The following is a 24,942-nucleotide window of genomic DNA, read 5'->3' as shown; positions in this document are numbered from 1 at the left end:
TCCCAACCTGCTGATGACATTGCTCACTATACCGTCATCTTCCAACTTGTACTTGCCAGCCATTTTTCTTTTTCTTTATAATCAGGTACAATCTTCCCAACCAGACGCCAAAACGACCGATCGTGATTGAGGTGAATCAGATGGCACAGTTCATGCACAACAACATAATCGATGACCTCCTGGGGCGCCATGGCCAATTTCCAGTTGAAGGTCAGTTGTCTTCTTCCATCGCATGTCCCCCATGTTTTTTTACTATCCGAAATGCGGATCGACCGGGGCTTGATCTTAAAATGGTGCTGATGAAGAGAAATGCTGCTCTCTACCATGGACTTGCACCTCTTGTAGTAAAACCTTTTTAACGCCTGCTTTATCCGTTCATCTTCAAGCTCTCTGACCTGGATTTTCAGTGCATCCCCGTTAAAAGTGACAGAGTCTTTCGTGATGTCAGGGGTGTGAAGAACTTCAATGGGGAAGCTTTTTCCAAGATACAGGAAAGGTTCTCCGTGCTGGTAGGACTTCAACTGTGGGCCATTTAAGCGTTCCTTCATTTCATTTGATTTCTTAAGGATCTCATCCCAGTGATCCTCAAGCAACCGAAGGACAGATTCTTCATCCGTCCCTTTAGGTGCTTGGACTTCAATATTTCCATAGCTGTCCAGAAAAATGCCGATGGATTTACGGTTTTTATAATTAAGATCAAATTGAATCGTCTCTCCTGAATACGTATGGTTCATCTCCTAACCCCTATATCGGATTGCCAATCCTTTTAAGAAGTTCCGGGCGTAACGATCGCCGCAAATCCGGTAATTTTTATGGCCATCCCTTCGTAAAATCGCACCTAATTCACCTTTCGTGATATGCACGTCAGCTAATCCCAGAATTTCAATCATATCCTCACTTGTTAAGGAGAGCGCAATCTTGACTTTCTTTAAAAGAAGATTATTCACATGTTCATACGTTAATTCCGGTCTTTCCGCCTGTCCAGGCTTTGGTTCCCGCTTCCCTCTTTTGAACGTAATAAAGCCATTTAAAAAGGATTCGAACATCTCATCGTCACAAGGTATGTGATCGTCCTCTTCATACGTATCCTCTTCTAATTCCTCATGATCCATTGACTTCGTAAGCACTTTCAGAACTTCATCTTTAGATAATTCTATTCCGCCATGCTTGAAAATGTCTACCATTTCTGTATTTTTAAGATCGAGAGCGTATCGCAATCGAATTAAAATATCGTTATTATCAATATTCATCTGTATGCCTCCTGAGAATTTGCGTCTAATTCATTAGCTTACCATTTTAAAGACGTAAAAAGAAGCTTGCATGCTAAGATTCTTAAAGCATTGGCAAAATTGACCTCATTGTAATTCATTAAGAACAAAATGAAAGGTCCGTCCCTCGGAGAGAACAGACCTTAGTTCTAAAAAATATTCAATAATTCTTCAAATGATTGAATCATATAGTCATATGATTCTACTTTTCCAAAACCATACGATGCATATACAAAAGGGATGCCTGCTTCTTTGGCTGCTTTACGATCGCCTTCTGTATCTCCAATATAGACAGGTTCCTTTAATTGGTTTCGGTCGATGATGAGTTTAATGTTTTCTCCTTTTGATAGACCGGTTCTTCCCGGATTCTCATAATCAATGAAATGCCTGTCCAGTCCATGATACTCATAGAATGCTTCGATATAACCGTCCTGACAGTTGCTGACGATGAATAGATTGTACTTCTCCGATAGTTTCTCCAAGACTTTCTCTACGTGGTCATATAATTGACCTCCGTTTTTACTCAGGTGGGGAATTTCACGACGGGAAAGGTCTTTCAATAATTGCTCCCTTGCCTCTCCATTCAATTCCGGGAATAACTCCTTACCAATTTCCTTCATTTGAAGCCCCATGGTCCCTTCCAAATGCTTTCTGGTGATCCCATGCTCCAGCCGCTCATGATCTACGATTGTCTTATTCCAAGCTTCCAGTACTGACTCGATCGGGTCCCACAAGGTACCGTCCAGATCAAAGATGATGCTGTCCATTTTCCCATCCTCCTACTCTTTATATTTCTGATTTTTCAGGGATTGAATATTTTCCCCAAGTGGATGATCGCCATTTCTCTCACCTAATTATGAATGATTTTCATCTCCTTAACCGGCCAATACACGATATTTGTCGTTCCCACTATTTTATCGATGGGGATCGAGCCGATCTGACGACTGTCCTTACTGAATCTCCTGTTGTCACCCATGACGAATAATTCATCTTCCGGAACCGTCAGTTGTTTTAATGGAGTATCCTGTAAAGTGAAATCAGGAGTTAACGCCCCTACAGTCACTTCCTTTTGTTCATCCAGGTATGGCTCTTCATATGCTTCACCATTTATGTATAACGTATCGTTTATATATTCAATCTTATCACCAGGCAGCCCGATTACACGTTTAATATAATCTTCTGTTTCAGTTGCGTGAAATACTATGATATCAAACCGCTCGGGTTCATCCATTTTGTTTACGATCATGCGGTCATGATCCAGTAAAGTGGTATTCATCGAAGCTCCCTCAACGACAATGGGTATCACGATAAAGGACCGAATCATTACGGCTAACGCTATCCCAATTATCAAAGGCTGTGCCCATCCCATAATCTTTTTGCTTTTATTCACCAATCGATTCATCCTCTCACTCGGAAACTCTCAGTCTATTTATACTCACTGCTTCATTTTAACATATTATTCCTGAATTTTTGTCTGGAAAAGGCAGTTTCATTTTTAAGGATGTCGAATCTATCCGATTCCACATCCTTTTTATTTCGGTATGCTTAATAACTGCTATGCTTTTCCTCTGCCGCAATCGCGTCAGCTTTGGTTGTGTGAACCGTTCCCCTTGGATGATGTGGAGGTGCATATATCGAGTACAGTTTGATAGGCGTATTTCCGGTATTGATGACGTTATGCCATGTTCCGGCAGGGATCATGATGGCAAAGTCCTGCTTTACTTCTTTCTCATAGGTTAAGTTATCCTGGCGATCACCCATTCTTACAATTCCTTCTCCCTGTTCAAGACGGAGGAATTGATCAGTATTAGGGTGGATTTCCAAACCGATGTCTTCCCCGGGATTGATGCTCATAAGCGTTACCTGTAAATGTTCACCCGTCCATAAAGCCGTGCGGAACGTGTCATTATTAACCGTCACCTCATCAATATTAACGGAATACGGGTATGGCCCATAATCCTTTGACATCATCCGGTTGCTCGCTGCTGCACCTAAAACACTCAATCTTTCGGCATGCTGCCACTCATCTCTGCAGGTATTCACTAGGACCTCGTATACCGTGGAATGCTGAGCCTGCATACTGCAAATCCGATATAATTCATAATCTGCAAGCTCCGATTCATATCCTTGTTGCAGTCCCTCCCGATAGGATTGAAAATGAATTCTATCTACTTGATAAGAAGGCTGGGTATCGGTAAGGGAGATGTATAAATTCGTTAACTCCCACCAATGGCGCTCCTCGTCTTCCTTCATACGCATAAGATTTTGACGTTCCTCACTATTTGGTGCGAATCCGGCCAATCGATCATATAAATCTGCAGTGGATGCCTTTCTGCTTATACCGTTAAGCAGGGTATTCACTAAGTGCTGAGAAATACATTCACTTCTTTGTGCAGCGTTAATAAAGGTTTGGGGGTGGGTTGAATAAGTCGTCGGCACATTGTACATCCTGATCATTCCCTTCTGCTTTTTACCACGATATCATATGCGTGGTTTCAGAAGATGTGCATCTGCCTAGTACCATACTAATCCACGATTCATTCAACCAAATAACCCTCTCCTTTTTTCACGTACTCTTCCATGATTGCTTCTGGCACGAGCTTTCCTCCCGTGGCCCATACTACATGAGTGGCATGAGATAAATCCACTTCAATGGAGGTAAGATGTTCCTCAAGATCCGGCAGGAAGGGACCAATCATCCCTGCCACTGCTGACGGCTCAAGGAAGATGGATTCCGAATAATGTAGCAGGGCGAGCAATTTGAATAGATTCTTATCGCTTACCGTATATACCCCGTTGACCAGCTCATTAATCATTCTCCCTGCAAGAGCAGAAGGTCTGCCAACCGCCAAACCATCCGCTTCCGTACGATTGCTTAATCCAATATCCTGGACTGAAATCTCTTCATGTCTGCCGGATGCAAGTCCAAGGAGCATACAAGGAGAATTTACAGGTTCTGCAAAATAACAATGAACATGTTCGCCGAATACATGCTTCAAACCATAGGTCACCCCACCTGGACCACCGCCCACCCCGCAGGGCAGGTAAACGATCAACGGGTGATCTTGATCTACTATTATCCCCTCCTCTTCGAATTGTCCACTCAGCCTGAGAGCAGCGACTGCATAACCCATGAATAAATCCTTTGAATTTTCATCATCTATGAAGAAACAGTCTGGATCCAACTCACACTGCTTCCTCCCTTCAGCAACTGCGTGGGAGAAATCCTGTACATGTTCTACCACTTTTACTCCCTTTTCTCTTAAAAGTTCCTTCTTCCACCGCTTCGCATCGCGGGACATATGTACAGTTACCTTGAAGCCAAGAGCCGCCCCCATTATCCCTATGCTTAAGCCCAGGTTACCCGTGGAACCTACAGCGATGGAGTACCGTGAAAAGAGATTTTTGAAACGGCTCGTTGCCATCACTGAATAGTCATCTGTCTCTTGGATCCAGTTCTGTTCCATAGCAACCGTTTCTGCAATCTTCAATACTTCATAAATGCCTCCCCTTGCTTTAATCGAACCTGCAATTGGGAGGTCGTTATCACATTTAAGGAACAACTGACCTTGTATCGTCGATTGAACATTATCCTGAATCGCAGTTTGCATGTTTTTAAGAAGTTTGATTGGTGACTCGATAATCCCGTTTACCACTTCAGGGAATACCTTTTTTATATAGGGAGCAAAACGGGCGAGCCGCTGCTCGGCTTCAATGATCTCCTGAATGCTATCCCCTGAAATATTGCCGGATGCATCCAAAGGGTTGGTCCATAAAGTTTCTGTTTGCGACCGTAAATCCGATAATAATTTCGGATCCATGCCATGGAGATTTTGAGACATATTCGATTCCCCCTTAACTTGAATGGTTGATTACTGATAACGTAGCACAGATATATGATAGAAATATATGATAAAATGGATATTAATCTTCAGACTATTAAAATTTCAATTAAAGGAGAGCGTGTTTCCATGTTACCTCCAGAACTAAGAACGAACATCAGATGCGGAAAGCACCAAACTCACACTTCAGGGGTCTGCCAGGATTATGTACAAGCCAACCTGGTTGTCCTTCCTAAAGAATATGCCTTTGAATTTTTATTATTCACCATACGCAATCCAAAATCCTGTCCGATTGTCGAAGTGTTGGAACCAGGGCAATTCCAATCCAAGTATGCCGAAAACTCCGACATCCGCACTGACATCCCTTTGTACCACGTATATGAAGATGGTCAATTAGTTGATAAGAAGCAGCGGATTGATGAAATATGGAGGGATGATCTAGTCAGCTTTCTCATCGGATGCAGCTTTACATTTGAGAGTCAGCTCATCAAGGGGGACATTCCTCTGCGTCATATAGAGAAAAACAAAAACGTAGCAATGTATAAGACCAATATCCAGTCAGAAAAAGCCGGAGTATTTGAAGGGCCGATGGTCGTTTCCATGAGACCCATACCTGATTCACTCGTACAGAAAGCAACAGATATAACTGCTCTATTCCCCAAAATGCACGGGGCTCCTGTCCATATCGGAGACCCCGCTGGAATCGGCATACCGGATATTACAAAACCGGATTTTGGTGACTTTGTCGGAATCAGGGAGGGAGAGACTCCCATGTTCTGGGCCTGTGGGGTTACACCTCAAGCAGTGGCCCTTCATGCGAAGATCCCCTTCATGCTCACCCATTCCCCGGGCTGTATGTTCGTTACCGATTGGAAAAATGAAGAGTATTTGCAGGAAGGAAAATAAAATGAGGGACGGACCTGGTGATTTGTCAGGTCCGTCCCTCTATTTCATCATGCATTACTTCTAACTCTTGCAGGTCTCCCGCTTTTTATGAAAAAGGAAAGAACGAGTCCTGCAATGGCCGTTATGCCGGCAACAATGAATGAGACATTGACTCCATGAATCATCCCTTCGAGTCCACGGCTTGGATCTGCACTCGTTGTCATTACGGTTACAAGAAGCGCTGTTCCAACGGCACCAGAGACCTGTCTCATCGTATTGTTCATGGCTGTTCCGTGTGGTATCAGACTCCTGTCCAACTGATTCAGCCCGGCTGTTGTCACCGGCATCATCACCATGGCAACCCCGAACATCCTGAGGGCATTGACCGTTGCCAGATACATAAACGAGGTGTCAGTCGATAAATTTGCAAACATAAAAGTCGTGATCGTGAGAATCGATAACCCGATGATGGCCAGCCAACGGGCTCCGAATTTATCAAAGATCCTCCCAGTAATAGGGTTCATAAGCCCCATCAAGAGTGCACCGGGCAGGAGCATAAGCCCTGATTCAAAGGCTGAGAACCCCAGCATATTCTGCATAAGAAGGGGAAGTACAGTAGCCGCTCCGATCATCGCGATAAACACAACCATTCCTAGCACTGTGGTTAACGTGAACATCTTGTTTTTGAACACGCGGAATTCGAGTATCGGCTGCTTCAATTTAAACTGTCTTGTGATGAACCAAAAGAGTGTGACGCTTCCCACAATCATCGAGATAATGACCTGACCACTTCCCCACCCTTGACTTCCAGCGATACTGAAGCCATACAATAATCCCCCAAATCCAAGGGATGAAAGTAAGATGGAAAGAACATCGAGTTTCGGATACGTTTGTTTGGTTACATTCTTTAAAATGAAATACGCGACGATAAAATCGACGATGACGATCGGCAAAATCACATAGAACAAGCTTCTCCAAGGGAATTGTTCAACCAGCCATCCAGAAAGGGTCGGTCCGATTGCCGGAGCGAACGAAATGACGAGACCGAACATCCCCATGGCCGCTCCCCTTTTCTCAACAGGATAAATGAGAAAAAGGATGGTTTGCATGAGGGGCATGATGATACCTGCCCCTGAAGCCTGTATGATTCTCCCGACCATCAAGAAGCCGAAGTTAGGTGCAATGGCACAGATGAGCGTCCCTCCTGCAAACAAGCCCATGGCACTCAGGAACAAAGCCCGGGTCGTGAATCGTTCAATCAGGAATGCCGTAATCGGAATCATCACCCCGTTTACGAGCATAAAGATCGACGTCAGCCATTGGGCGGTACTCGCATCAAGGCTCAGATCGGTCATAATATGAGGGAGAGCCGTCGCAAGCAACGTTTGATTCAGGATGGCAGCGAACGCCCCTGATATAAGGACTACGAGCAGGGGTGTTTTATTAAAGGTTTCCGATTGGGTATTTGCATCTCTGTTATTCATGTTCTCCCTTCTTTCTATTTAACTATGTAGAGGATTTACACAGTCCTCTTTTAATCATGTTCATTTCCTTATCGTATTTTTCAAGCGCTTCTCCATGCGTCAGTTCATCTGCAATGCTCTGAACGAGATTATGGAAGGTGACAGCTGATAGGATCTGCAATACATGATACAAATCCAATTTATTATCAATAGTGAATTGATCTTTATTAACTAAAAGGAAGATTTCCTCATAGCGCTTATCGATGGTTTCCTTGGTTAAAGTCTGAGTGAACGTTTTCTCTATTTTGTAGTTCATATTCAAGAGTACATTACGAATAAAGTTATTTTGTCCATTTTCGTATGAAAACGAAAGCATTGAATGAAACATGACCCTTGTGGCTTCGAACAAATCTCCTTCACGGGATCTCAATAAAGCAATGAAGGTTTCAAACCGTTTCCGGGCATGTTCCCCAACGAGATAGAAAAATGCATCCTCTTTATTCTCAAAGTACTGATAGAAGCTTCCCCTGGGAATTCCAGCCGTCTTCAGGATGTTTGCGATGGAGGCATCGTACAAGGATACCCTGGAAAACTCCTTCTTGGCTGCTTCCACCAGTACATTTCTTTTCTCTTCCTTCAAATTAAAGAATGTTGGTTTAGGCAATTTCACAATCCTCCTTAAAAAATGACACCGTGTCACATGGGACATTCTCCACTCTATGTGACACGGTGTCATATGTCAAACGATAGTGTTTAAAACATTGAAATTCATTCTTCATTTAGAACTTGATTCTTTTTAACTTGTCTGAGTGTTGGACTGCATATTGATAGATCTGATGATGATAATGATGCCTGATCGCAGACACTTCCCTCTTCATTTGGTCAGGATGCTTACTCGTTCCAGAGTCAGGGTGTGACCGATATTTGAGCAGGACTTCATCTAAATAGTAAATGACATAACCTTTCATCAGCATTCGGCACCACATTTCATAGTCCTGGGTGAATTTCAAATGCGGACTGAAATAACCTATTTCTTTATATACATCTCTATGAACCATCACAGAGCACCCATTTATAGGGTTGATACGTGTGATTGTACGGTAGATTTCTTCTGCATTGGAAAACCTTTTTCCCACGAACGGAAGCAATGTTTCATTGTCTTTATTGATATAATCATAATTATGAAAACTTGCTTTGGCGCCTTTAGTGATCATGTAGTCCAATTGTTTTTCTACTTTTTGTCTATGAAAGTGATCATCTGAACTCAACCAGGCGATATACTCACCACTGGATCTTTTGATTCCTGCATTGACGGCAGTCGCTGTTCCACCGTTTTCTTTTTTTATATACGTAATTCGATTCATGAAAGGGGTCAATCTTTCCAACTCTTTACTAGAGCCATCATCCACAACAATGACTTCCGTATTCGGGTACGTTTGGTTCAAGGCGCTTCGAATCGCCTGATCCACGTACGAACAGTTATAAAAAGGGATCACAATTGATACAATCGGTTTCATGTTCTATTCCTCCAGTATTGCTTTGGTCAAGACGTCAATACTATAGAGTATTCATTTAGCGGTTTTCCGTTTAGGCGGAAAAGCTTTGCTGATAATTTATTACAAAAAGGAAGTAGGACTGAACCACTATCGGTCCAGTCCTACTTCACTCTTTTATCATTCTTTTAGTAGGTTGTTTTCCACGAGCCAATCATGGGCCACAACGGATACACTATTTCCTTCGATATCCACTTTGTAATTCAGTTCCCGCATAATATCACTGTTTAGTTTATCTGCCAATTTACCAGTGATTTCTTTGATTTCGGGATACTTTTTATATACTTCATTGTTAATGCTGACAGCTGCCCTGTATGGTGGGAAGAAATTCTTATCATCCTTTAAGGTTATAAGATCATAATCTACGATGGTTGCATCCGTTTCAAAGGCGACCGATACGTCCACCTGACGGTTATTCAACGCTCTTTGAGTCAATCCAAGATCCATCTGCCTTATTTGTCCGGAGCCGAATTTGAAGCCGTATTTTTCTTCCACCCCTGGGAGGCCATCAGCTCGGTTGGCAAATTCTGCATCAGATGCCATGGTTAATTCACCCGGATGACTATTGATGTATTGTGCCAAATCACTAATTGATTCGATACCCAATTCCTTTGCCTGGTCTTCATTCATGGCAAGGGCGTATGTGTTATTGACATTGGACATATTCATCCAATGGATTCCTTTTTTTGCATCAAGCTTTTTCACTTTTTCGAACGTTTTCTCGGGATCTGACATCGGTTCCTGCCCCATATAGGTGATCAAGGCTGTTCCCGTATATTCCCACATCATATCCACCTGCTCATTTTCCAGTGCCTTACGTACGACAGTACTTCCAAGATTGTTCATTTGCTTGACTTTGAACCCCTCTTCTTTTAAAAGAAAGGCCGTCATCTCAGAAAGCAGGTATTGCTCGGTAAAGTTCTTGCCACCGACGGATATCTGTTTGCCGCCTATCCCCACGTTTGAACAAGCGGAAAGCATAAGTATAAGGGTCAGGACTCCAACCCATTTCAGCTTCTGTTTCATGAATTTCACCTCCTGCTTCAACCATTACATTTCCAATGTTTGTTTCGTGCCTTTAGGAACGACGAGCCGCTCAATGAGCCTCAAGAATAAATCAACCAGAATGGCCAGTATCGTTACCGGAATAGCACCAGAAATTAAATAACCATTATCGAATAATTGAATTCCCGTAAATATCCAGACGCCTAATCCGCCTCCGCCAACGACGTACGCCAGAGCTGCAGTACCTATGTTCAGTACTACAGCTGTCCTGATTCCCGCAAGAATCGAATACGCTGCATTCGGCAATTCAATACGGAAAAGGATTTGATGAGGCTTCATCCCCATCCCTCTTGCTGCATCTATCAGATTATCGTCAATCGAGTCAATTCCTGCAACTGTATTTCGGTAAATCGGTAAAAGGGAATAAATAAACAGAGCGAATATGGCTGTTTTAAACCCGATACCCAAAATACTGATCATAAGGGCAAGTACAGCCAGACTTGGAATCGTTTGGCCAAAATTAACTGTATTCGATACAATCCACTCGGCTCTCCTGAACTGCTTTCGGGTAACCAGGATCCCCACTGGAACCGCCACCACAAGTGCAAGCAACGAAGACACCAAGACCAGTTGCATATGTTGTTTCAATAAGTGGAGAAACGTATTGGATTGACTGAACATATAATCAAAATAATGATTTTTTATCGCCCAGACAAAGAACAGGATGACCAGTGCATACACCACATACCGGACAATATTACTGACAACCTTTTTGGTATTCACCGAATCACCCTTTCTGAACCGCGTTCGATTTTCCTTTGATTTCATAATGGAGATACTTCTGAACAAGATCTATTGTAATCGCGCCTAATTTAGTGCCCCCATCGTCGGTTACAATCACTTGATCAGCTTCCTGATTCAAAAGCATCGACAACGTATTTCTAAGATCATGCCACACATTGATGGTCTTCGTATCAGGAATCGCTTCATCAAAATCTGCCAGTCCTATAATATTTTTCAAATCGGATATCGTATGGAGACTGAGACTCTTTATGGCTCGGTCTTTTCCGAAGAACTCATATACAAAGTCACTCTTAGGGCGGACAAGCATCTCTGAAGGAGTATCATACTGCATGATTTCTCCTCCCTGTAATAATACGATCTTGTCCGCCATCTTGATCGCCTCATCGATATCATGACTTACAAACAAGATGGTTTTCTTCACTTCCCTTTGAATCTGAAGGAACTCATCCTGTATCTTCTCACGGATGATCGGATCGAGTGCCCCGAACGGCTCATCCATCAACATGACGGGAGGATCTGCTGCCAGCGCGCGAATGACACCGATTCTTTGCTGCTGTCCACCGGATAATTCATGGGGGTATCTTTTTCCGAATTTATCCCCGCTCAGCCCGATCATATCCATCAACTTGTTGAAGCGTTCCTTTTTCTCTTTCTTCCCCCACCCTAACATGTCAGGAACAATCATAACGTTCTCTTCTATCGTCATATTCGGAAACAGTCCGTTGCTTTGAATGACATAACCGATTTTTCTACGGAGCTCAATCTGGTTTAATTCCATTGAATCCTGTCCGTCGATGATGATTTTCCCATCGGTAATCGACTCCAGTCGATTCACCATCCGTAATAAAGTCGTCTTTCCGCAACCCGATGGTCCAAGCAGTACGACGATATGACCTTCTTCCACAGTAAAGTCGACACCTTTAACCGCCGTCACTCCGCCTTCATATGTCTTTGTAGTCTGATCAAACGTAATCATCTCTTCACCTCTTTTACTTTATGCAATGCTTTTTGGTGTATAGCGTTTTTGTATCCACAACAAGATCGCGTCAGCAATCATGGCAAGTATCGCAACTGCAACAGATCCGCTGATGATCAAGTAATTGTCGCCTCTGGAAATCCCCTGAGTGATAAGAACACCGAGTCCTCCCGCTCCTATATAAGCTGCGATTACACCAATTCCGATATTCATGACAACCGCAGTACGTATGCCTGCCATAATAACCGGAAAGGCATTTGGAATTTCAACTTTTAACAGACGTTGGTGGGTCTTCATCCCAACCCCTTTCGCTGCATCTCTCATCTCGGGATTCACATTCCGGATCGCCGTATATGTATTCCTTATAATCGGAAGCTGGGAATAGAGTACCAGTGCCACAAAGGCAGGAACAAATCCAATTCCCTGATTGATGATAGAAAAGATCGGAATCATGACTCCAAACAAGGCAATACTCGGAATTGTCAGCATAACAGATGCAATCTGGAGCACCGTCTCCGCAAGATAATCGTTTGTCGTTAAATATATCCCTAAAGGTACCCCGATCAATAATGCTACGATGATGGCAAGTCCTACGAGAACCGCATGCTCTATCGTGAGATCAAGTATCCGAGGGGCATTGACCTCGAGGAATTTCATCCATTTCTCCACAATTTCACCCTCCTCAATATATGTATTTTTGGCCAAAACAAAAGCCGTCCAGGATCTATAATCATCCTGACGACCCACGGAGTTAGTATTACCGTAAAAATGCGCCAACATTCCTTTACCCTTAGTGTCGATTTTTGAAACATTTTGTAATGAAATAGAAATAAAGATAAACCAATTCCTTATTTATTGACCATCCGCTCATCCAAATGGACCAGAAAATAGTCCGGGAAATGCTTCCTCCACAAAACAGCTCCTTCCCAATCACTCGGGAAGGAGCTGTTTTTCTAACTCTTCAGCTTCCATTCTTAAATCTTCCGTATCCATTAATAACCGGAATAATCCTTTCAAGACCAATTTGTCAGGATCTGATTCCCTGCATTCCCCTGAAATCCGGTTTGCTATGTCCATGTAATAACCACTATTATCCATACCGTTGATCTTTCCATACAGGGATTTCCAAGCTTTCTCCCTTTTCTCAAACGATATGAAGGCTCCTTCCCTGTCCATACTGACAGAAAAGGATTTCATCATGTCATCATTCAATTGCGGAGAGCTTTTCCCAATTAGGAAGTCATTTGCAAGAAGTGTAATCTGCCTTACTAAATGTGTCCCAAGTCGTGAGGGCTCAAGGGTATCATCCTGTGATATCATCAGCATCATATAAGACGCATAAATGGACTGAGTCATCCACATCAGATCCCATTTGTATGGCCTGATTTCTTCCCCGTATACATCCAGGAGATTTTGTTCAAGCCAGCTGAACAGACGTCCCCTCATTCGGTGCTCCATGGCCGCCAGTTTTTCACTATTTTTCGTGGACTCCCCTCTCATGTGCATCTTCATATAAGACTTGTACTCCAATATCCCTTCGAATTGCACTTGGAACTGTTTCGCGAATCTCTCCATAGGAGACAGATTCCCATCCAGTCCTACCACGAATGCTTGCTCAAATACAAGCTGTTGATAATGTTCATAGATGGATATGATCAAATCTTCCTTCGATTGAAAATATGAGTAAAGGGAGCCTTTTGATATGCCGACACTTTCAGCGATTTGTTGCATAGACGTCTGATTGTAACCATGAGCTCCAAAGAGTTCCACTGCTGATTCGAGTATTGCATTCCGCTTATCCATTTTCTACACCTCAATATCCAGAGAAAAATATCCCTTTCTCATTTTAACCATAACCAGTAAAAATGAGAAGAGCATTATTTCTTGACTAGATAATTTTTTTAGGTAAAATGACTAGTGAGTCAACGAAACAGATGACTGTTATATCAATGATTAAACTCTTATAAAAATGAAAAAATGACCCACAAGTCAAATATTATCAAGGGAGGATTAAACCATGTTAAAAGCTATTTTAAATCGTTCGAAAATCGTACTGATCTTCATCTTATTATTTGTGATTATCGGAATTTTCACCTTTTTGCAGCTGCCACAACGGGAAATACCCGAAACCAGTGTCAATATCGGTACAGTAACAACTGTTTACCCCGGGGCTACCGTTGATTCCGTTGAAAGGACCATTACAAATCCGATAGAGTCTTCCCTTCAATCCATTGGAGGCATTAAAGAAATCAGCTCCTCATCTTCAGCCGGTTTCTCTACTATTATTCTAGAGGTTGAAGACGGGGAAGACAAAAAAGAAGTGTTCGGTGATGTGCGGCAAGCCGTCTCAGATGCTTCCACCTCGTTTCCTGAAGAAGTGTTCGATCCTGAAGTCAATGAATCTACCGTTAAGATGCCTATCGTATCATACCATTTGATCAGTGATGATAAGGAATCACTCCTTGATATGGATGATGAGGTAAAAAGATGGGAAGAGGAAGTAGAGGATTTAACCGGCGTTTCGAGTGTCACGGTGAAAGGACTTCCTGAAGAAGAAATTATCATAGAATTAAAGAAGGATGAACTCAAAGCATCAGGACTTAATCCTTCTACGGTCATGAGTGCCATCAATGACGAATATTACCCCACTCCCTTAGGAAAACAAGAAGTGGATAAAGAAGTGGTCCAACTGACTGTTGATCATTTTACCACGCTGGATGAAATGAAGGATCTCTTTGTTGGGAAGAATCCAAAAGGAGAATCGATCCTACTCGGAGAGATTGCAAATGTGAAAGTTTCTCCTAAAGAAGTCAAAGATATTGTGACGTTTGAAGGAAAACCTTCTATATCATTTACTGCTTTTGTTCAGCCTGGTGAGGATATCCCAACGGTCGATGAAAGAGTCAGTGATAAAGTGGATGAACTGTCAGACTCGCTTCCAGCCGATGTAGAACTTGTACCTTACTATTCTCAAGCCTCAACTGTAACGGACATTTTCGATGGATTGTTTAAGTCCCTGGGTATTTCCGTTGTGGCAGTTATCCTGACCACAGCTCTTGGACTGACAATTTCCGGTGCTTTTGTAGTGGCTCTTGCCGTACCTATTTCCGTTTTAATGGGGCTGATCCCCCTCCCGTTTGCAGGAGTGGATCTCAATCAGATTTCGGTTATCGGAGCCATCATTGCCCTCGGGATCCTGGTCGATGATTCCATCGTTGTAAACGATAATATTCAACGCAGATATAAACTCGGAGACGGTGCGCTTATGGGCGCCATTACCGGTGTGAAGGAAATATGGGTGTCAATCGTGACTTCCTCCCTTGCCATTGTGTTCACATTCCTTCCGCTCATATTCTTATCAGGCGGAAACGGGGCGTTCATCAGGGCTTTACCAACAGTGTTGATCACAACCATCATTGCATCCACATTGGTGGCTCTGATATTCGTTCCTATCATGAGATACTTTCTTTATAGCAAAACGAAGAAAAAAGTTTCCGATGCTCCAGGGTTATTGGGAAAACCTTTAAATAAACTTGCGGATTTCTATGCCGATACTGTGCTGAAGAAATTCTCGAAAAGGCCGTTCGTCGTGTCTGCCCTAGGCCTCGTGTTCACGACTGCGATCTTTGGTCTGATCGCTCTGACACCTTTTGAATTCTTCCCCTCTGCCGATCGTGAAGAAGTGACAGTCGATGTTACGTTACCGATCGGTACGCCGATAGAAGAAACATCAAATACTCTGGAAGAAATAGAAAAGATATTAAAAACAGATGAAGGTGTCTATGAAACGTCTTCCTTTGCAGGTACAGGATTACCGAATCTGTTCAACAGTTCATTATCCAATTCTGGTCAAAATACTGGTCAATTGGTTGCAAGGGTTGATCGAAAAAACCAGACTGCCCAAGGATTGATCGATGAGTGGACGGACAAATTGCGTAAAGAGTATCCTGAAGCCAAGATCTTCATGGAAACAATCCAGCAAGGTCCGCCGGCAGGGGCTCCTGTCACGGTGACTGTCTCAGGTCCGGAAATGGATCGATTAATTCAGCTCAGGGATACCATTTCCGATAAGATCGATTCGTTGGATACAGAATTAGTCGTTGATAATGTAGGGGAAATGGAACCTACGATCGTGTATGAGCCTAACCGGGAGAAACTTGAAGAAAATGGCATCACAATTAATGATGTCAGTCAGCAGCTGCGCTTGGCTACTGAAGGCATCCCGATGAAATCTTTCGATAATGGTGTGACTAAACGCGATATGACTCTCTTACTGGAAGGAAACGAAGGTGAAGTCGATCTTACTTCCCTGGAAGTTCCTGCTGAAGCGGCTAACCCTGCCGGACCACCGAAATTGGTTTCACTTGATGAACTGGTGACTCCTGAGAAGAAGGAAGAGCTTCAACTCATCCCTCATAAGGATGGAGAGCGTGCCATTACGATACGCGCCTTCCCTGGTGAGGACGAAAATTATAAAGAAAATGTACAGGAAATCGTGAAGGAAGTCAGGAAGAATCTTGATGACAATAACTACTCCATTACATTAGGTGGGGAAAATGAAGCACAAAATGATTTCTTCGCCGAAATCACCATCCTGTTTATCATCGTGATTTTCCTGGTGTATTTATTAATTGCGCTTCAGTTCAATTCTTTATCTCTGCCATTCCTGGTCCTGGTTGCGGTATACCTGGCGATCGCAGGTGCGATTCTCGGATTATTCGTCACTCAGACTCCAATCAGCTTCCTTGCCGTGATGGGGATGGTTTCCCTAACCGGAATCGTCGTACGGAATTCAGTGGTGTTAATTGAGTTTATCGAACAAGGATTACAAAGCGGAATGAGCGTGAAAGAAGCAGTCGTTGAATCTGGTCGTACCCGACTTCGACCTATCCTGCTCACCGCCCTTACCTCGATTGTCGCACTGATTCCAGTGGCAGTCAGTGGTGATGCATTATTCACCCCATTGGCCGTCACCATCATATCAGGTATTTTGTTCTCAGCTGTATTAACGCTGATTATCGTTCCTATGATGTACATGGTTTTTCATCGCTTCAGAAGAAAAAATGTGAAGCATAATTAACAACATCCTGAGGGGAGACACGGTCTCCTCTCCTTTTTATTTTTGGGATGATTGAAAAAAACGTCTTATGTATCCTTTATTAATTGATACGTGACTCTTTAGGATCACTTAAACTTTCCGCTTGAGATATTTCCTATCATCAAGCATTATAGATAAGTGTTACATTTTATACTTATTTTTGGAGGAACAACATGACAAATAAACTAAATTCAAAAGCAATCCTCACAACCTTCATGATCGGTGCTTTTTTTGCCATATTAAATGAAACGTTATTAAATATCGCCCTCACAGAATTAATGGCCGTCTTTAACGTGGATGCCCCCACCGTTCAATGGCTTGCGACAGGTTTCATGTTGGTGATGGGTGTGTTGATGCCCATCTCTGCCCTGTTGATTCAGTGGTTCACAACAAGACAGATGTTCATCGGTGTCATGAGTGTATTTCTCCTCGGCACAGTCATCGCAGCCTGCGCCATTAGCTTTCCCATGCTCCTTATAGGAAGGATGATTCAGGCTGTTGGAACAGGTTTGTTGATCCCGGTCATTATGAACGCCCTGCTGTTGATTTACCGTCCGGAAGTCCGCGGGAAAATCATGGGTACCTTTGGTTTGGTGATCATGTTCGCACCAGCCATCGGACCGACTCTGTCTGGAGTGATCGTCGATTTCCTTGGGTGGAGATGGTTGTTCATCACCGTCATTCCATTTGCCGTATTTTCCATTTTGTTTGCTATGAAATACTTACAAAATGTCGGTGAAGTTTCCCGTCCCGCTGTCGATGTATTTTCAATCATCCTCTCTTCCATAGGGATCGGCGGGATCGTATACGGCTTTAGCGCGGCAGGCGAAGAAGAAGCAGGATTTACGTCGGTGAAAATCATTGCCATCATAGCCATATCCGTGATCAGTGTCGTTCTCTTTGTCCTTCGACAATTGAAGCTTGATCAACCTCTCCTTGATGTGAGGGTATTCCGTTACAAGAGCTATACGAGGGGTGTAACCATCTTCGTCATCGTCATTATGGCCATGTTTGCCTCAGAAATTGTGATGCCGATGTACCTCCAGGGTCCTCTGGGGTTCTCTGCAAAAGCAGCTGGATTACTGCTGCTTCCTGGGGCATTGCTGAATGGCCTGATGTCTCCTACCATGGGCTCCCTTTTCGATAAATACGGCCCTAGGAAACTCATCATACCAGGCACGCTCACCTTGTTGGGAGTCATGATTTTCTTTAGCGGCATCAATCCGGCTACACCGATTTGGTTATTTGTACTGGTCTACATGATTCTCATGTTGTCGATATCCGCTATTATGATGCCTGCTCAAACCAATGGATTGAATGAACTCCCAAAGCACTTATACCCACACGGAACCGCCATTGCCAACACCTTGCAGCCGGTTGCCGGTGCACTTGGAGTTTCCATCTTTGTCAGCATCATGACCCAAAGTCAGAAAGGATACATCGAAGAGCAAGCAGGTGAGGTAACGGAAGGAATCCTTCACAATGCCATGACCTATGGTGTTCATCATGCCTATTGGTTTGCCCTTGCATTGGCTGCAATTGCATTCCTGATTTCATTGTTTATCCGCAAAGCGATTGCACCGGATTTTGACGAAGTGAAGTCAGAAGCTTAATAGATCGAATATCAAACGAACGGGAAGATCGCTACATAGGCGGGCTTCCCGTTTGTTATTCCTACTAATCAAACACGTAAAGTGCTATTACTGTACGTAACCCCTCTCCAAGAGTAAAATGAGCTTGAACGAAAGTATGAGGAGGATTTTGCATGGAGAAAGAAATAAAGATCATTGAAGATATTCGTTCTGAATTATTAAATAGTGTGAATGACTTAACAGACGAGGAATGTAACCAAGAGTTGGAAGAAGGTCGTTGGACGATTATGCAGGTATTGGATCATCTTTATTTAATGGAGAGATCCCTTACTAAAACGATTCAGTTGACCCTTGAAAAAGGCGAAGAACAGCAGGTGGACTCTAAACCGGTTCACTTTGCGGTAAATCGATCGACCAAGGTAGATGCCCCTCCTTTTGTGGTTCCTTCAGAAGAAATGCAGACTCTTCAGCAAATGAAGGAAAAACTGGAAGCGTCTCGAAAAGATCTTCTCAATTTTCTTGGAACAACGAGCAAGGAAGATTTACAGAAAAAAGCGTATCCTCACCCTATTTTCGGGCATATCCGTTTAGATGAGTGGGTACCGTTCATTGGTTATCATGAGAAGAGACACTTAGAACAAATTGAAGAGTTGAAATCAAAATTATAGACCTGTATGAATAGGATCTGTTTCTGTTTGAAACAGATCCTTATTAATTAAACCGATCTCTACAATTTTAGATCTCGTTTTTCAAAAAATAAAAATGTCGCAAAGCTCAAAATGACGATCAACGCTAATGATATCCCCACATAAGCAGAACCCAATCCTCCTCCATACATTACACTTTCAGCTTCAAAGTACTTAAAGGGTGTGAGATATTTTAAAGCCTCGATTTTTCCGTTCAAATCAATGGCGAATGACAGAATGAATGTTAGTAATAATACGCCAGTTGCGACTGCTGCTGATTTTCCAGGCTTTTTACTATAAGCTGCCACCGCCGTTCCAATCAATAAAAATAGTACTTGTAATATAATCATTCCGACTACCGTTACTCCAATATCAAAAGCTACCGACACATCACTATAATGACCTACAATCAACAAGGAGGAAATCCATGTGATCAATGCGAGTATCCCGATTTGAGTGAAGGCTGCTGCAAGCTTAACCCCTATGATTTTCTTCCTTGTAAGGGGTTTGACAAATAGAAACTCGGCGGTTTTATCCCTCTCTTCCTTGGAAATGATGGTCGCACCGGTCAAGGCTGCGTGGATGGTTGCAAGTAATAAGATATAAAGAAAGAGCACTCCGTAATATCCACTCGCTGTCGCCATATCAAGAGTACCAATTCCGAGAATGGCTTGCATAGGCTTAGGCAGCCCCTCCATCAATTCGTTCATGGATTGACCTGACGACGAGAAGCCTGCATACTTCCCCATCCCAGATCCAATCAATGCAATCATTCCTGTGCACCAGATGATTAGGGATTTACGATGAGCCCTCATTTCTCGTACATATACATTCATGACATCCCCTCCTTTTATACCGTATGAATGTCTTTTTTATTATAAATGATGAAGCTTAAGACCATGGCGACGACGATCAGTGTGATCCCTGCCACAAGGAATGACCACTCATACGCAGCGTGAACCATAATATAAGTGTAGTCAAAGTACTTAAAAGGTGTAAAATAACGCCCTGCTTCTTCTGTTGCAGCTACCATACTAATAACAAAAAAGGCGAATACGATGCCAAGTGAGAGCGTAAGGACAGATTTTACCCTTGACCATACGACCGCGATGATCATTCCTAAGGCAAACATGATGAATTGTGTGAGTAAGAGAGTAGTTGAAATCAATAAGAATATAGTAAGACTGAACCATTCCACCTTTACCAGGTTGGCGACAATGATCGCCGAAATCACGTAGACAATATTCGTAAGCAGGAGAGAAACAAGAGCTGCCAATACTTTCGAGTAAAGAATCTTCGTCCGGGTCACAGGCTTAGTCAGAAGAAAGTCCGCCGTCTTTTCCCTGATTTCCTTCGAACCAATCGAAATGGCCAGATTCATTGCCTGTATGGCACCGCATAATGTTATATAAAGAAAGAAATACGAATAATAACCGTTTAGGGATCCTATGCTATCAATCTGTATTCCCAATGCTTTTCGAACCCCCTCCGGAAACCCCTCCAGGAGCTTTTTGAATTCGTCGATTTCTTTAGAAATGGACGGAAACATGGACATGAACACAATCATCAATGAAGTAAGGGCCAAAGTCCATAAAATAGTCGACTTCCGATAAGACTTAAGCACATAAAGAAAGATATTCATAGAGCATCAAGCCTCCTTTTCATAATAGTGCATAAAGATTTCTTCTAAATCAGGCTCCTCGATCCATAGATTCGTTATTTCAATATCAGCAATCTTCTTCATGACCTTGTTGATATCCCCCCTGAAGAGGAAGCTGATTTGGCGATCATTTATTTCCAGTTTACTTACGCCCTCCACCTCAAAGTAAGAAGATTCGTAATCCCCTTTCGTCTCTATCTTGAATTTTTTATGATTCTTTTCTTTTAGCGTACTGATTTTCTCAACTTGAACGATCCTTCCTTCTTTTATGATTGCGACCCGATCACACATTCGCTGAACTTCACTCAATATATGTGATGAAAATAAGATGGTAGCTCCTCTCTTATTTTCATTTTGAAGCAATTCAAAGAATTTCTGCTGCATGAGGGGATCCAATCCTGAAGTAGGTTCATCCAATATAATCAGCTTAGGTTCATGAAGCAAACCCTGGATGATCCCGACCTTCTTCTTATTACCAAGGGATAGATCATCAATCTTCTTCGTTACGTCCAGATTTAACATATCGGCCAATTCCTTGATTCTTTTTGTACAATCCTTTTTATAAAAGCTGGCAGAATACTTAAGAAGATCCATCACTTTCATGTTGTCATAATAAAATACTTCAGAAGGCAGGTATCCCACTTCCTTTGCAATTTCAGGGGCAAATTCAATGCAGTCCATACCGAAGATCGTTGCGCTGCCTCCGGACGGATGGATCAATGAAAGCAAGGTCCGGATGGTCGTTGATTTCCCCGCGCCATTAGGCCCGATGAAGCCAAAGATCTCTCCTTCTTCTACATGAAAACTGATGTCGCTGATACCCCTGGATTTCCCATAGTTTTTAGTCAAAGAATGAATCTCAATCACATTCATCACATTAGCCTCCCTTTATCTTTCTATTTATAAAAAGAAATCTTCAACAATTCGATGTAGGCATCGATTTCCGCCATCACTTCTTCTTGATTGATTTCATCTACCGATAGTGATATCGCTTTCTGCTGTTGTTGATTGGCCATCCCTTCAAAGGTCCAATAAATAACCTGGATCGATTTATTTACGTCGATCCCTTCTTTGAATCTGGAGGTGTCGATGTTGGAGAATAAAGTGGCAAAGCTACTCTCCACCATCCTCGTTTTATACTTCTCAATTTCGTCTTTTACTTCGGGAGCCTCTTCTGAGAAGGCGCTGGTAAGGAAATTGATCAGATCAGGATAGACAGAAAATAATTCAAACTTGATCAATGTCACTGAACGGATCGTAACGAAAATGTCATGTTCATTCCAGTCGAGTCTTTCATATATTTTTTCTGTGAATAATTCCGAGAGATGTTCATAAAGAGAAATATACAGTTCCTTTTTACTATTAAAATAATGAAACAGGATCCCCTTGGAAATCTTCGCTTCCTTTACGATGGCATTTGTCGAGGCTTTCTCATAACCATTTTCGGCGAAAACCCGGGTTGCGGCTCTAATGATTCGATCCTCTTTCTCTGAATCGATTTTCAACGACTTAAACAATCTTGTTTGACCTCCTTTTAAAGGATAAGTGTTTGACCACTGTGGTCAATTTCATTTTAATCCTTTTGACCATTGTGGTCAATACTATTTTTATATAATGGCTGACTTCGCTAATTTACTTCTTTTTACCCTGAACAATATGTAATCTTGGATTAAAAAAAAGCTCAGGTGAGTACCTGACCTTCTTAGTGAGTTATATTAACCTATGAGTTGCCGTCTCTTCTTTACACCCTGCCTAAAGCCATTCCCCCAAAAGCGAATAAGATACCAATTGAATAGCTGAGCAGGAGATAAGTAATCAGGGGCTTCCATTTTTTATCGGAATGAAGTTGAATGTTTTCCAATTTAAATGTGGAAAATGTCGTAAAGGATCCAAGAAAACCAGTCCCAAGGAGAAGAATGCCTGTTTCTGCGATCTCCGACCCGATTAAATATCCAAGAAGAAAAGACCCAACCAGATTAACGAATAAGGTAGCGTATGGAAAATCAGAGTGATCATATTTCTTGAACAAACGGCTGATCCCAAAACGGGACATTGCCCCAAAGAACCCTCCGATTGCGACCATCATACCCTGCATCATCATCATTAGACCCCCTTTCGCTTATACAGATTCAATTGCTGCTTTCCAATCGTAAAGCCTGCCCATGACATAAACAAACCACCGAACATGCTTCCTAGTACATAAACAAGTGCCAGAACCAAATGTGAATGAGTAAGAAGGTCTACGGTTTCGACACTAAATGTGGAAAAGGTTGTGAAAGATCCAATCATCCCGGTCCCAATGGCTGTAGCTGCCATTGAATGGATCTTCTTCATTTGAAATATATATGTTGTTACATATCCCAATGTGAAGCTTCCAATCATATTGGCCAGAAATGTCCCCATTGGAAACGTATAATCCCACCATCCTCCGGCAAATATCCCAAGATAATATCTCAGCAGGGCACCCACCATACCGGCTGCACCGACTAATATATAGATCATATTTTTTCACCTCTGACATACTATTTCATTCATGAAAGAGACTCCTACCGATACATAAGTCTCGGTAGGAGCCTTTCACTTTTAAGTCGTAAAGCTAACTCCCTTGACGTTCACTGACTATTTTACCACAGGAAATATGTTGACCAAATCCGTTACATCAATTTTGTAATAAACATGGTGGCAATTCCAAAATAGATAAGAAGGGAAAGAATATCATTAATTGTGGTGATCAAAGGGCCGGATGCAACGGCAGGATCTACGTTAAACTTATACAATATGAGGGGGATGATGGTTCCTGCCAATGTCCCAATAATTAACGTAATCAGTAATGAGCTTCCCACCACGAGTCCAAGAACAATATTGCCCTGCCACACAAAGGCAATCAGGGCGATCATGACAGCACAAGTCACACCGATGATGATGCCTACCCATAGTTCCCTAAAAACCAGCTTTATGACTTGTTTTATATCCAAATCATACGAGACCAGTCCTCTGACGACGACGGCCAATGATTGCGTACCCGTGTTCCCGGTCATCCCCGCAATCATCGGCATAAAGAACGCAAGTGCGACAACCTGTTCCAAGGTTGCAGAGAATCTGTCAATGATACTTCCCGAAACGAGTCCGATGAACAGCAGTAAAACTAGCCATGGAAGACGGCGATAGGCTGCAACAAATGGTTTAGTCGTAAAGTCGATGGATTTACCCGATGCAGATAACTTCTCAATATCTTCATTGGCCTCTTGAATGACAACATCAATGATGTCATCGACAGTGATGACCCCGACAAGCCTTCCGTCTTCTTCAATGACAGGAAGTGTGATGAAATCATAGCGGCTGATCAATTTGGCCACTTCTTCCTGATCGGTATGGACATCCACCTTAACCACACGGCTGTACATGATATCTTCAATCTTATCTACTAATTCACTAAGTAATAAATCCTTGTAGGAAATGACCCCTAACAATTTCTTTTCGTCGTCGATGACATAGAGATAGTTCAAATATTCGGCGAGTTCTGCGAAATGCTTCAGTTTATCCACCGCTTCACGGACCGTATAATGTTTAGGTATCCAGACATACCGGTTGTTCATGATCCGGCCGGCTGTCTCCGGTTGGTAGGTCATGAGGTTCTGTACGACCTGAGACTCTGCCTGATTCATCTCTGATAGCAATTCCTCTATCTTCTCGGGCTCTAAATCCGTCAGCAATGTGGCCAGGTTGTCATTTTCCATCAAGTCGAGAACCTTTGTAGATTTCTCAATCCCCAGTTTTTCCAGTACGAGCAATTGGTCTTCCCTTTCTATCTCCTGAATGAATTCCGTTAGTTCTTCAAGAGGTAAATACAAAAGGAATTTATTCCGGTGCTTGGACGGGATATGTAGATATTGCTGAGCGATATCGTATGGCTGAAGCTCTTCGATGATATCTAAAAAAATGCTTTTCTTCCCATCTTTCAAACTTTGGATAATAGCAAGGGTGATTTCATTTTCCGTCATGGCTAATGTCATTGAGGGTGCTCCTTATAATATGTTTCTTTCAGATGGCATGAGGAAATACCGAGAAGGGTACTCACCACCCTACTAGTATCTCCCGAATCCTGTGTTC

At 42.6% G+C, this 24,942-nt stretch carries 25 protein-coding genes; 4 read left to right on the top strand and 21 right to left on the bottom strand.

What is annotated here, in order from left to right:
- Nucleotides 1–26: 26 nt before the first annotated feature.
- The 6 genes from AC0VXY_RS10590 to AC0VXY_RS10565 all read right to left on the bottom strand — a co-directional run bounded on the left by AC0VXY_RS10590 (nt 27) and on the right by AC0VXY_RS10565 (nt 5,110).
- Nucleotides 27–734, bottom strand: a complete 708-nt coding sequence (locus tag AC0VXY_RS10590) for a M48 family metallopeptidase (RefSeq protein ID WP_475527730.1) — start codon at nt 732–734, stop codon at nt 27–29.
- A 3-nt stretch (nt 735–737) separates the two neighbouring features.
- Entirely contained in the window at nt 738–1,250 is a 513-nt protein-coding gene (locus AC0VXY_RS10585) for a YehS family protein (protein WP_435990911.1), read from the bottom strand.
- A gap of 167 nt (nt 1,251–1,417) precedes the next feature.
- Nucleotides 1,418–2,035: an HAD family hydrolase gene (locus AC0VXY_RS10580; protein WP_435990913.1), complete on the bottom strand. Its 618-nt coding sequence runs from the start codon at nt 2,033–2,035 to the stop codon at nt 1,418–1,420.
- A gap of 83 nt (nt 2,036–2,118) precedes the next feature.
- The gene (lepB, locus tag AC0VXY_RS10575; RefSeq protein WP_435990915.1) at nt 2,119–2,670 is read right to left on the bottom strand and encodes a signal peptidase I; all 552 of its coding nucleotides are present in this window, start codon (nt 2,668–2,670) and stop codon (nt 2,119–2,121) included.
- A 143-nt stretch (nt 2,671–2,813) separates the two neighbouring features.
- Nucleotides 2,814–3,725: a cupin domain-containing protein gene (locus tag AC0VXY_RS10570; protein ID WP_475527729.1), complete on the bottom strand. Its 912-nt coding sequence runs from the start codon at nt 3,723–3,725 to the stop codon at nt 2,814–2,816.
- An 80-nt stretch (nt 3,726–3,805) separates the two neighbouring features.
- A complete protein-coding gene (locus tag AC0VXY_RS10565; RefSeq protein ID WP_475527728.1) occupies nt 3,806–5,110 on the bottom strand; it encodes a D-serine ammonia-lyase in 1,305 nt (434 codons plus the stop codon).
- 129 nt (nt 5,111–5,239) lie between these two features.
- Here AC0VXY_RS10565 and AC0VXY_RS10560 point away from each other — a divergent pair, with 129 nt between their 5' ends.
- Nucleotides 5,240–6,016, top strand: a complete 777-nt coding sequence (locus tag AC0VXY_RS10560; RefSeq protein WP_475527727.1) for a putative hydro-lyase — start codon at nt 5,240–5,242, stop codon at nt 6,014–6,016.
- A 47-nt stretch (nt 6,017–6,063) separates the two neighbouring features.
- Here AC0VXY_RS10560 and AC0VXY_RS10555 read toward each other — a convergent pair whose 3' ends face one another.
- The 8 genes from AC0VXY_RS10555 to AC0VXY_RS10520 all read right to left on the bottom strand — a co-directional run bounded on the left by AC0VXY_RS10555 (nt 6,064) and on the right by AC0VXY_RS10520 (nt 13,599).
- Nucleotides 6,064–7,479: an MDR family MFS transporter gene (locus AC0VXY_RS10555; protein ID WP_435990919.1), complete on the bottom strand. Its 1,416-nt coding sequence runs from the start codon at nt 7,477–7,479 to the stop codon at nt 6,064–6,066.
- A gap of 22 nt (nt 7,480–7,501) precedes the next feature.
- Entirely contained in the window at nt 7,502–8,122 is a 621-nt protein-coding gene (locus AC0VXY_RS10550) for a TetR/AcrR family transcriptional regulator (protein ID WP_475527726.1), read from the bottom strand.
- A 115-nt stretch (nt 8,123–8,237) separates the two neighbouring features.
- A complete protein-coding gene (locus AC0VXY_RS10545; protein ID WP_475527725.1) occupies nt 8,238–8,975 on the bottom strand; it encodes a glycosyltransferase family 2 protein in 738 nt (245 codons plus the stop codon).
- A gap of 156 nt (nt 8,976–9,131) precedes the next feature.
- Nucleotides 9,132–10,037, bottom strand: a complete 906-nt coding sequence (locus AC0VXY_RS10540) for a glycine betaine ABC transporter substrate-binding protein (protein ID WP_475527724.1) — start codon at nt 10,035–10,037, stop codon at nt 9,132–9,134.
- 24 nt (nt 10,038–10,061) lie between these two features.
- Entirely contained in the window at nt 10,062–10,799 is a 738-nt protein-coding gene (locus AC0VXY_RS10535; RefSeq protein ID WP_475527723.1) for an ABC transporter permease, read from the bottom strand.
- Between the two features lie 4 nt (nt 10,800–10,803).
- Nucleotides 10,804–11,796 (bottom strand): ABC transporter ATP-binding protein, encoded by a 993-nt coding sequence (locus AC0VXY_RS10530; protein WP_435990925.1) that lies wholly within the window; start codon nt 11,794–11,796, stop codon nt 10,804–10,806.
- 18 nt (nt 11,797–11,814) lie between these two features.
- Entirely contained in the window at nt 11,815–12,465 is a 651-nt protein-coding gene (locus AC0VXY_RS10525; protein WP_435990927.1) for an ABC transporter permease, read from the bottom strand.
- A 261-nt stretch (nt 12,466–12,726) separates the two neighbouring features.
- Entirely contained in the window at nt 12,727–13,599 is an 873-nt protein-coding gene (locus AC0VXY_RS10520; RefSeq protein WP_475527722.1) for a TetR/AcrR family transcriptional regulator, read from the bottom strand.
- Between the two features lie 214 nt (nt 13,600–13,813).
- Between AC0VXY_RS10520 and AC0VXY_RS10515 the strand changes: the two genes are divergently transcribed.
- The 3 genes from AC0VXY_RS10515 to AC0VXY_RS10505 all read left to right on the top strand — a co-directional run bounded on the left by AC0VXY_RS10515 (nt 13,814) and on the right by AC0VXY_RS10505 (nt 19,154).
- On the top strand, nt 13,814–16,876 hold the full coding sequence (locus AC0VXY_RS10515) for an efflux RND transporter permease subunit (protein ID WP_475527721.1): 3,063 nt from the start codon (nt 13,814–13,816) through the stop codon (nt 16,874–16,876).
- 191 nt (nt 16,877–17,067) lie between these two features.
- Entirely contained in the window at nt 17,068–18,507 is a 1,440-nt protein-coding gene (locus tag AC0VXY_RS10510; protein WP_435990933.1) for an MDR family MFS transporter, read from the top strand.
- A 152-nt stretch (nt 18,508–18,659) separates the two neighbouring features.
- Nucleotides 18,660–19,154, top strand: a complete 495-nt coding sequence (locus tag AC0VXY_RS10505; protein WP_475527720.1) for a DinB family protein — start codon at nt 18,660–18,662, stop codon at nt 19,152–19,154.
- A 59-nt stretch (nt 19,155–19,213) separates the two neighbouring features.
- Here the strand turns inward: AC0VXY_RS10505 and AC0VXY_RS10500 are convergent, their stop codons facing one another.
- The 7 genes from AC0VXY_RS10500 to mgtE form a co-directional block, all read right to left on the bottom strand.
- Nucleotides 19,214–20,008 (bottom strand): ABC transporter permease subunit, encoded by a 795-nt coding sequence (locus AC0VXY_RS10500; RefSeq protein ID WP_475527719.1) that lies wholly within the window; start codon nt 20,006–20,008, stop codon nt 19,214–19,216.
- A gap of 14 nt (nt 20,009–20,022) precedes the next feature.
- A complete protein-coding gene (locus AC0VXY_RS10495) occupies nt 20,023–20,814 on the bottom strand; it encodes an ABC transporter permease subunit (protein ID WP_475527718.1) in 792 nt (263 codons plus the stop codon).
- 6 nt (nt 20,815–20,820) lie between these two features.
- Nucleotides 20,821–21,705: an ABC transporter ATP-binding protein gene (locus tag AC0VXY_RS10490; protein WP_475527717.1), complete on the bottom strand. Its 885-nt coding sequence runs from the start codon at nt 21,703–21,705 to the stop codon at nt 20,821–20,823.
- Between the two features lie 23 nt (nt 21,706–21,728).
- Nucleotides 21,729–22,349: a TetR/AcrR family transcriptional regulator gene (locus AC0VXY_RS10485; protein ID WP_435990943.1), complete on the bottom strand. Its 621-nt coding sequence runs from the start codon at nt 22,347–22,349 to the stop codon at nt 21,729–21,731.
- Between the two features lie 224 nt (nt 22,350–22,573).
- Entirely contained in the window at nt 22,574–22,930 is a 357-nt protein-coding gene (gene crcB / locus AC0VXY_RS10480) for a fluoride efflux transporter CrcB (RefSeq protein WP_435994524.1), read from the bottom strand.
- A gap of 5 nt (nt 22,931–22,935) precedes the next feature.
- Entirely contained in the window at nt 22,936–23,334 is a 399-nt protein-coding gene (crcB, locus tag AC0VXY_RS10475; protein ID WP_435990945.1) for a fluoride efflux transporter CrcB, read from the bottom strand.
- Nucleotides 23,335–23,486: 152 nt separating this feature from the next.
- Complete coding sequence (mgtE, locus tag AC0VXY_RS10470; RefSeq protein ID WP_435990947.1) at nt 23,487–24,845, bottom strand: magnesium transporter; 1,359 nt, start codon at nt 24,843–24,845, stop codon at nt 23,487–23,489.
- Nucleotides 24,846–24,942 lie beyond the last annotated feature (97 nt).

It is taken from the genome of Rossellomorea sp. QJM3NY_18 (genome assembly GCF_056173145.1).
The sequence above is the reverse complement of the archived record's forward strand: the minus strand, read 5'-3'. Positions and strand labels throughout refer to the sequence as shown.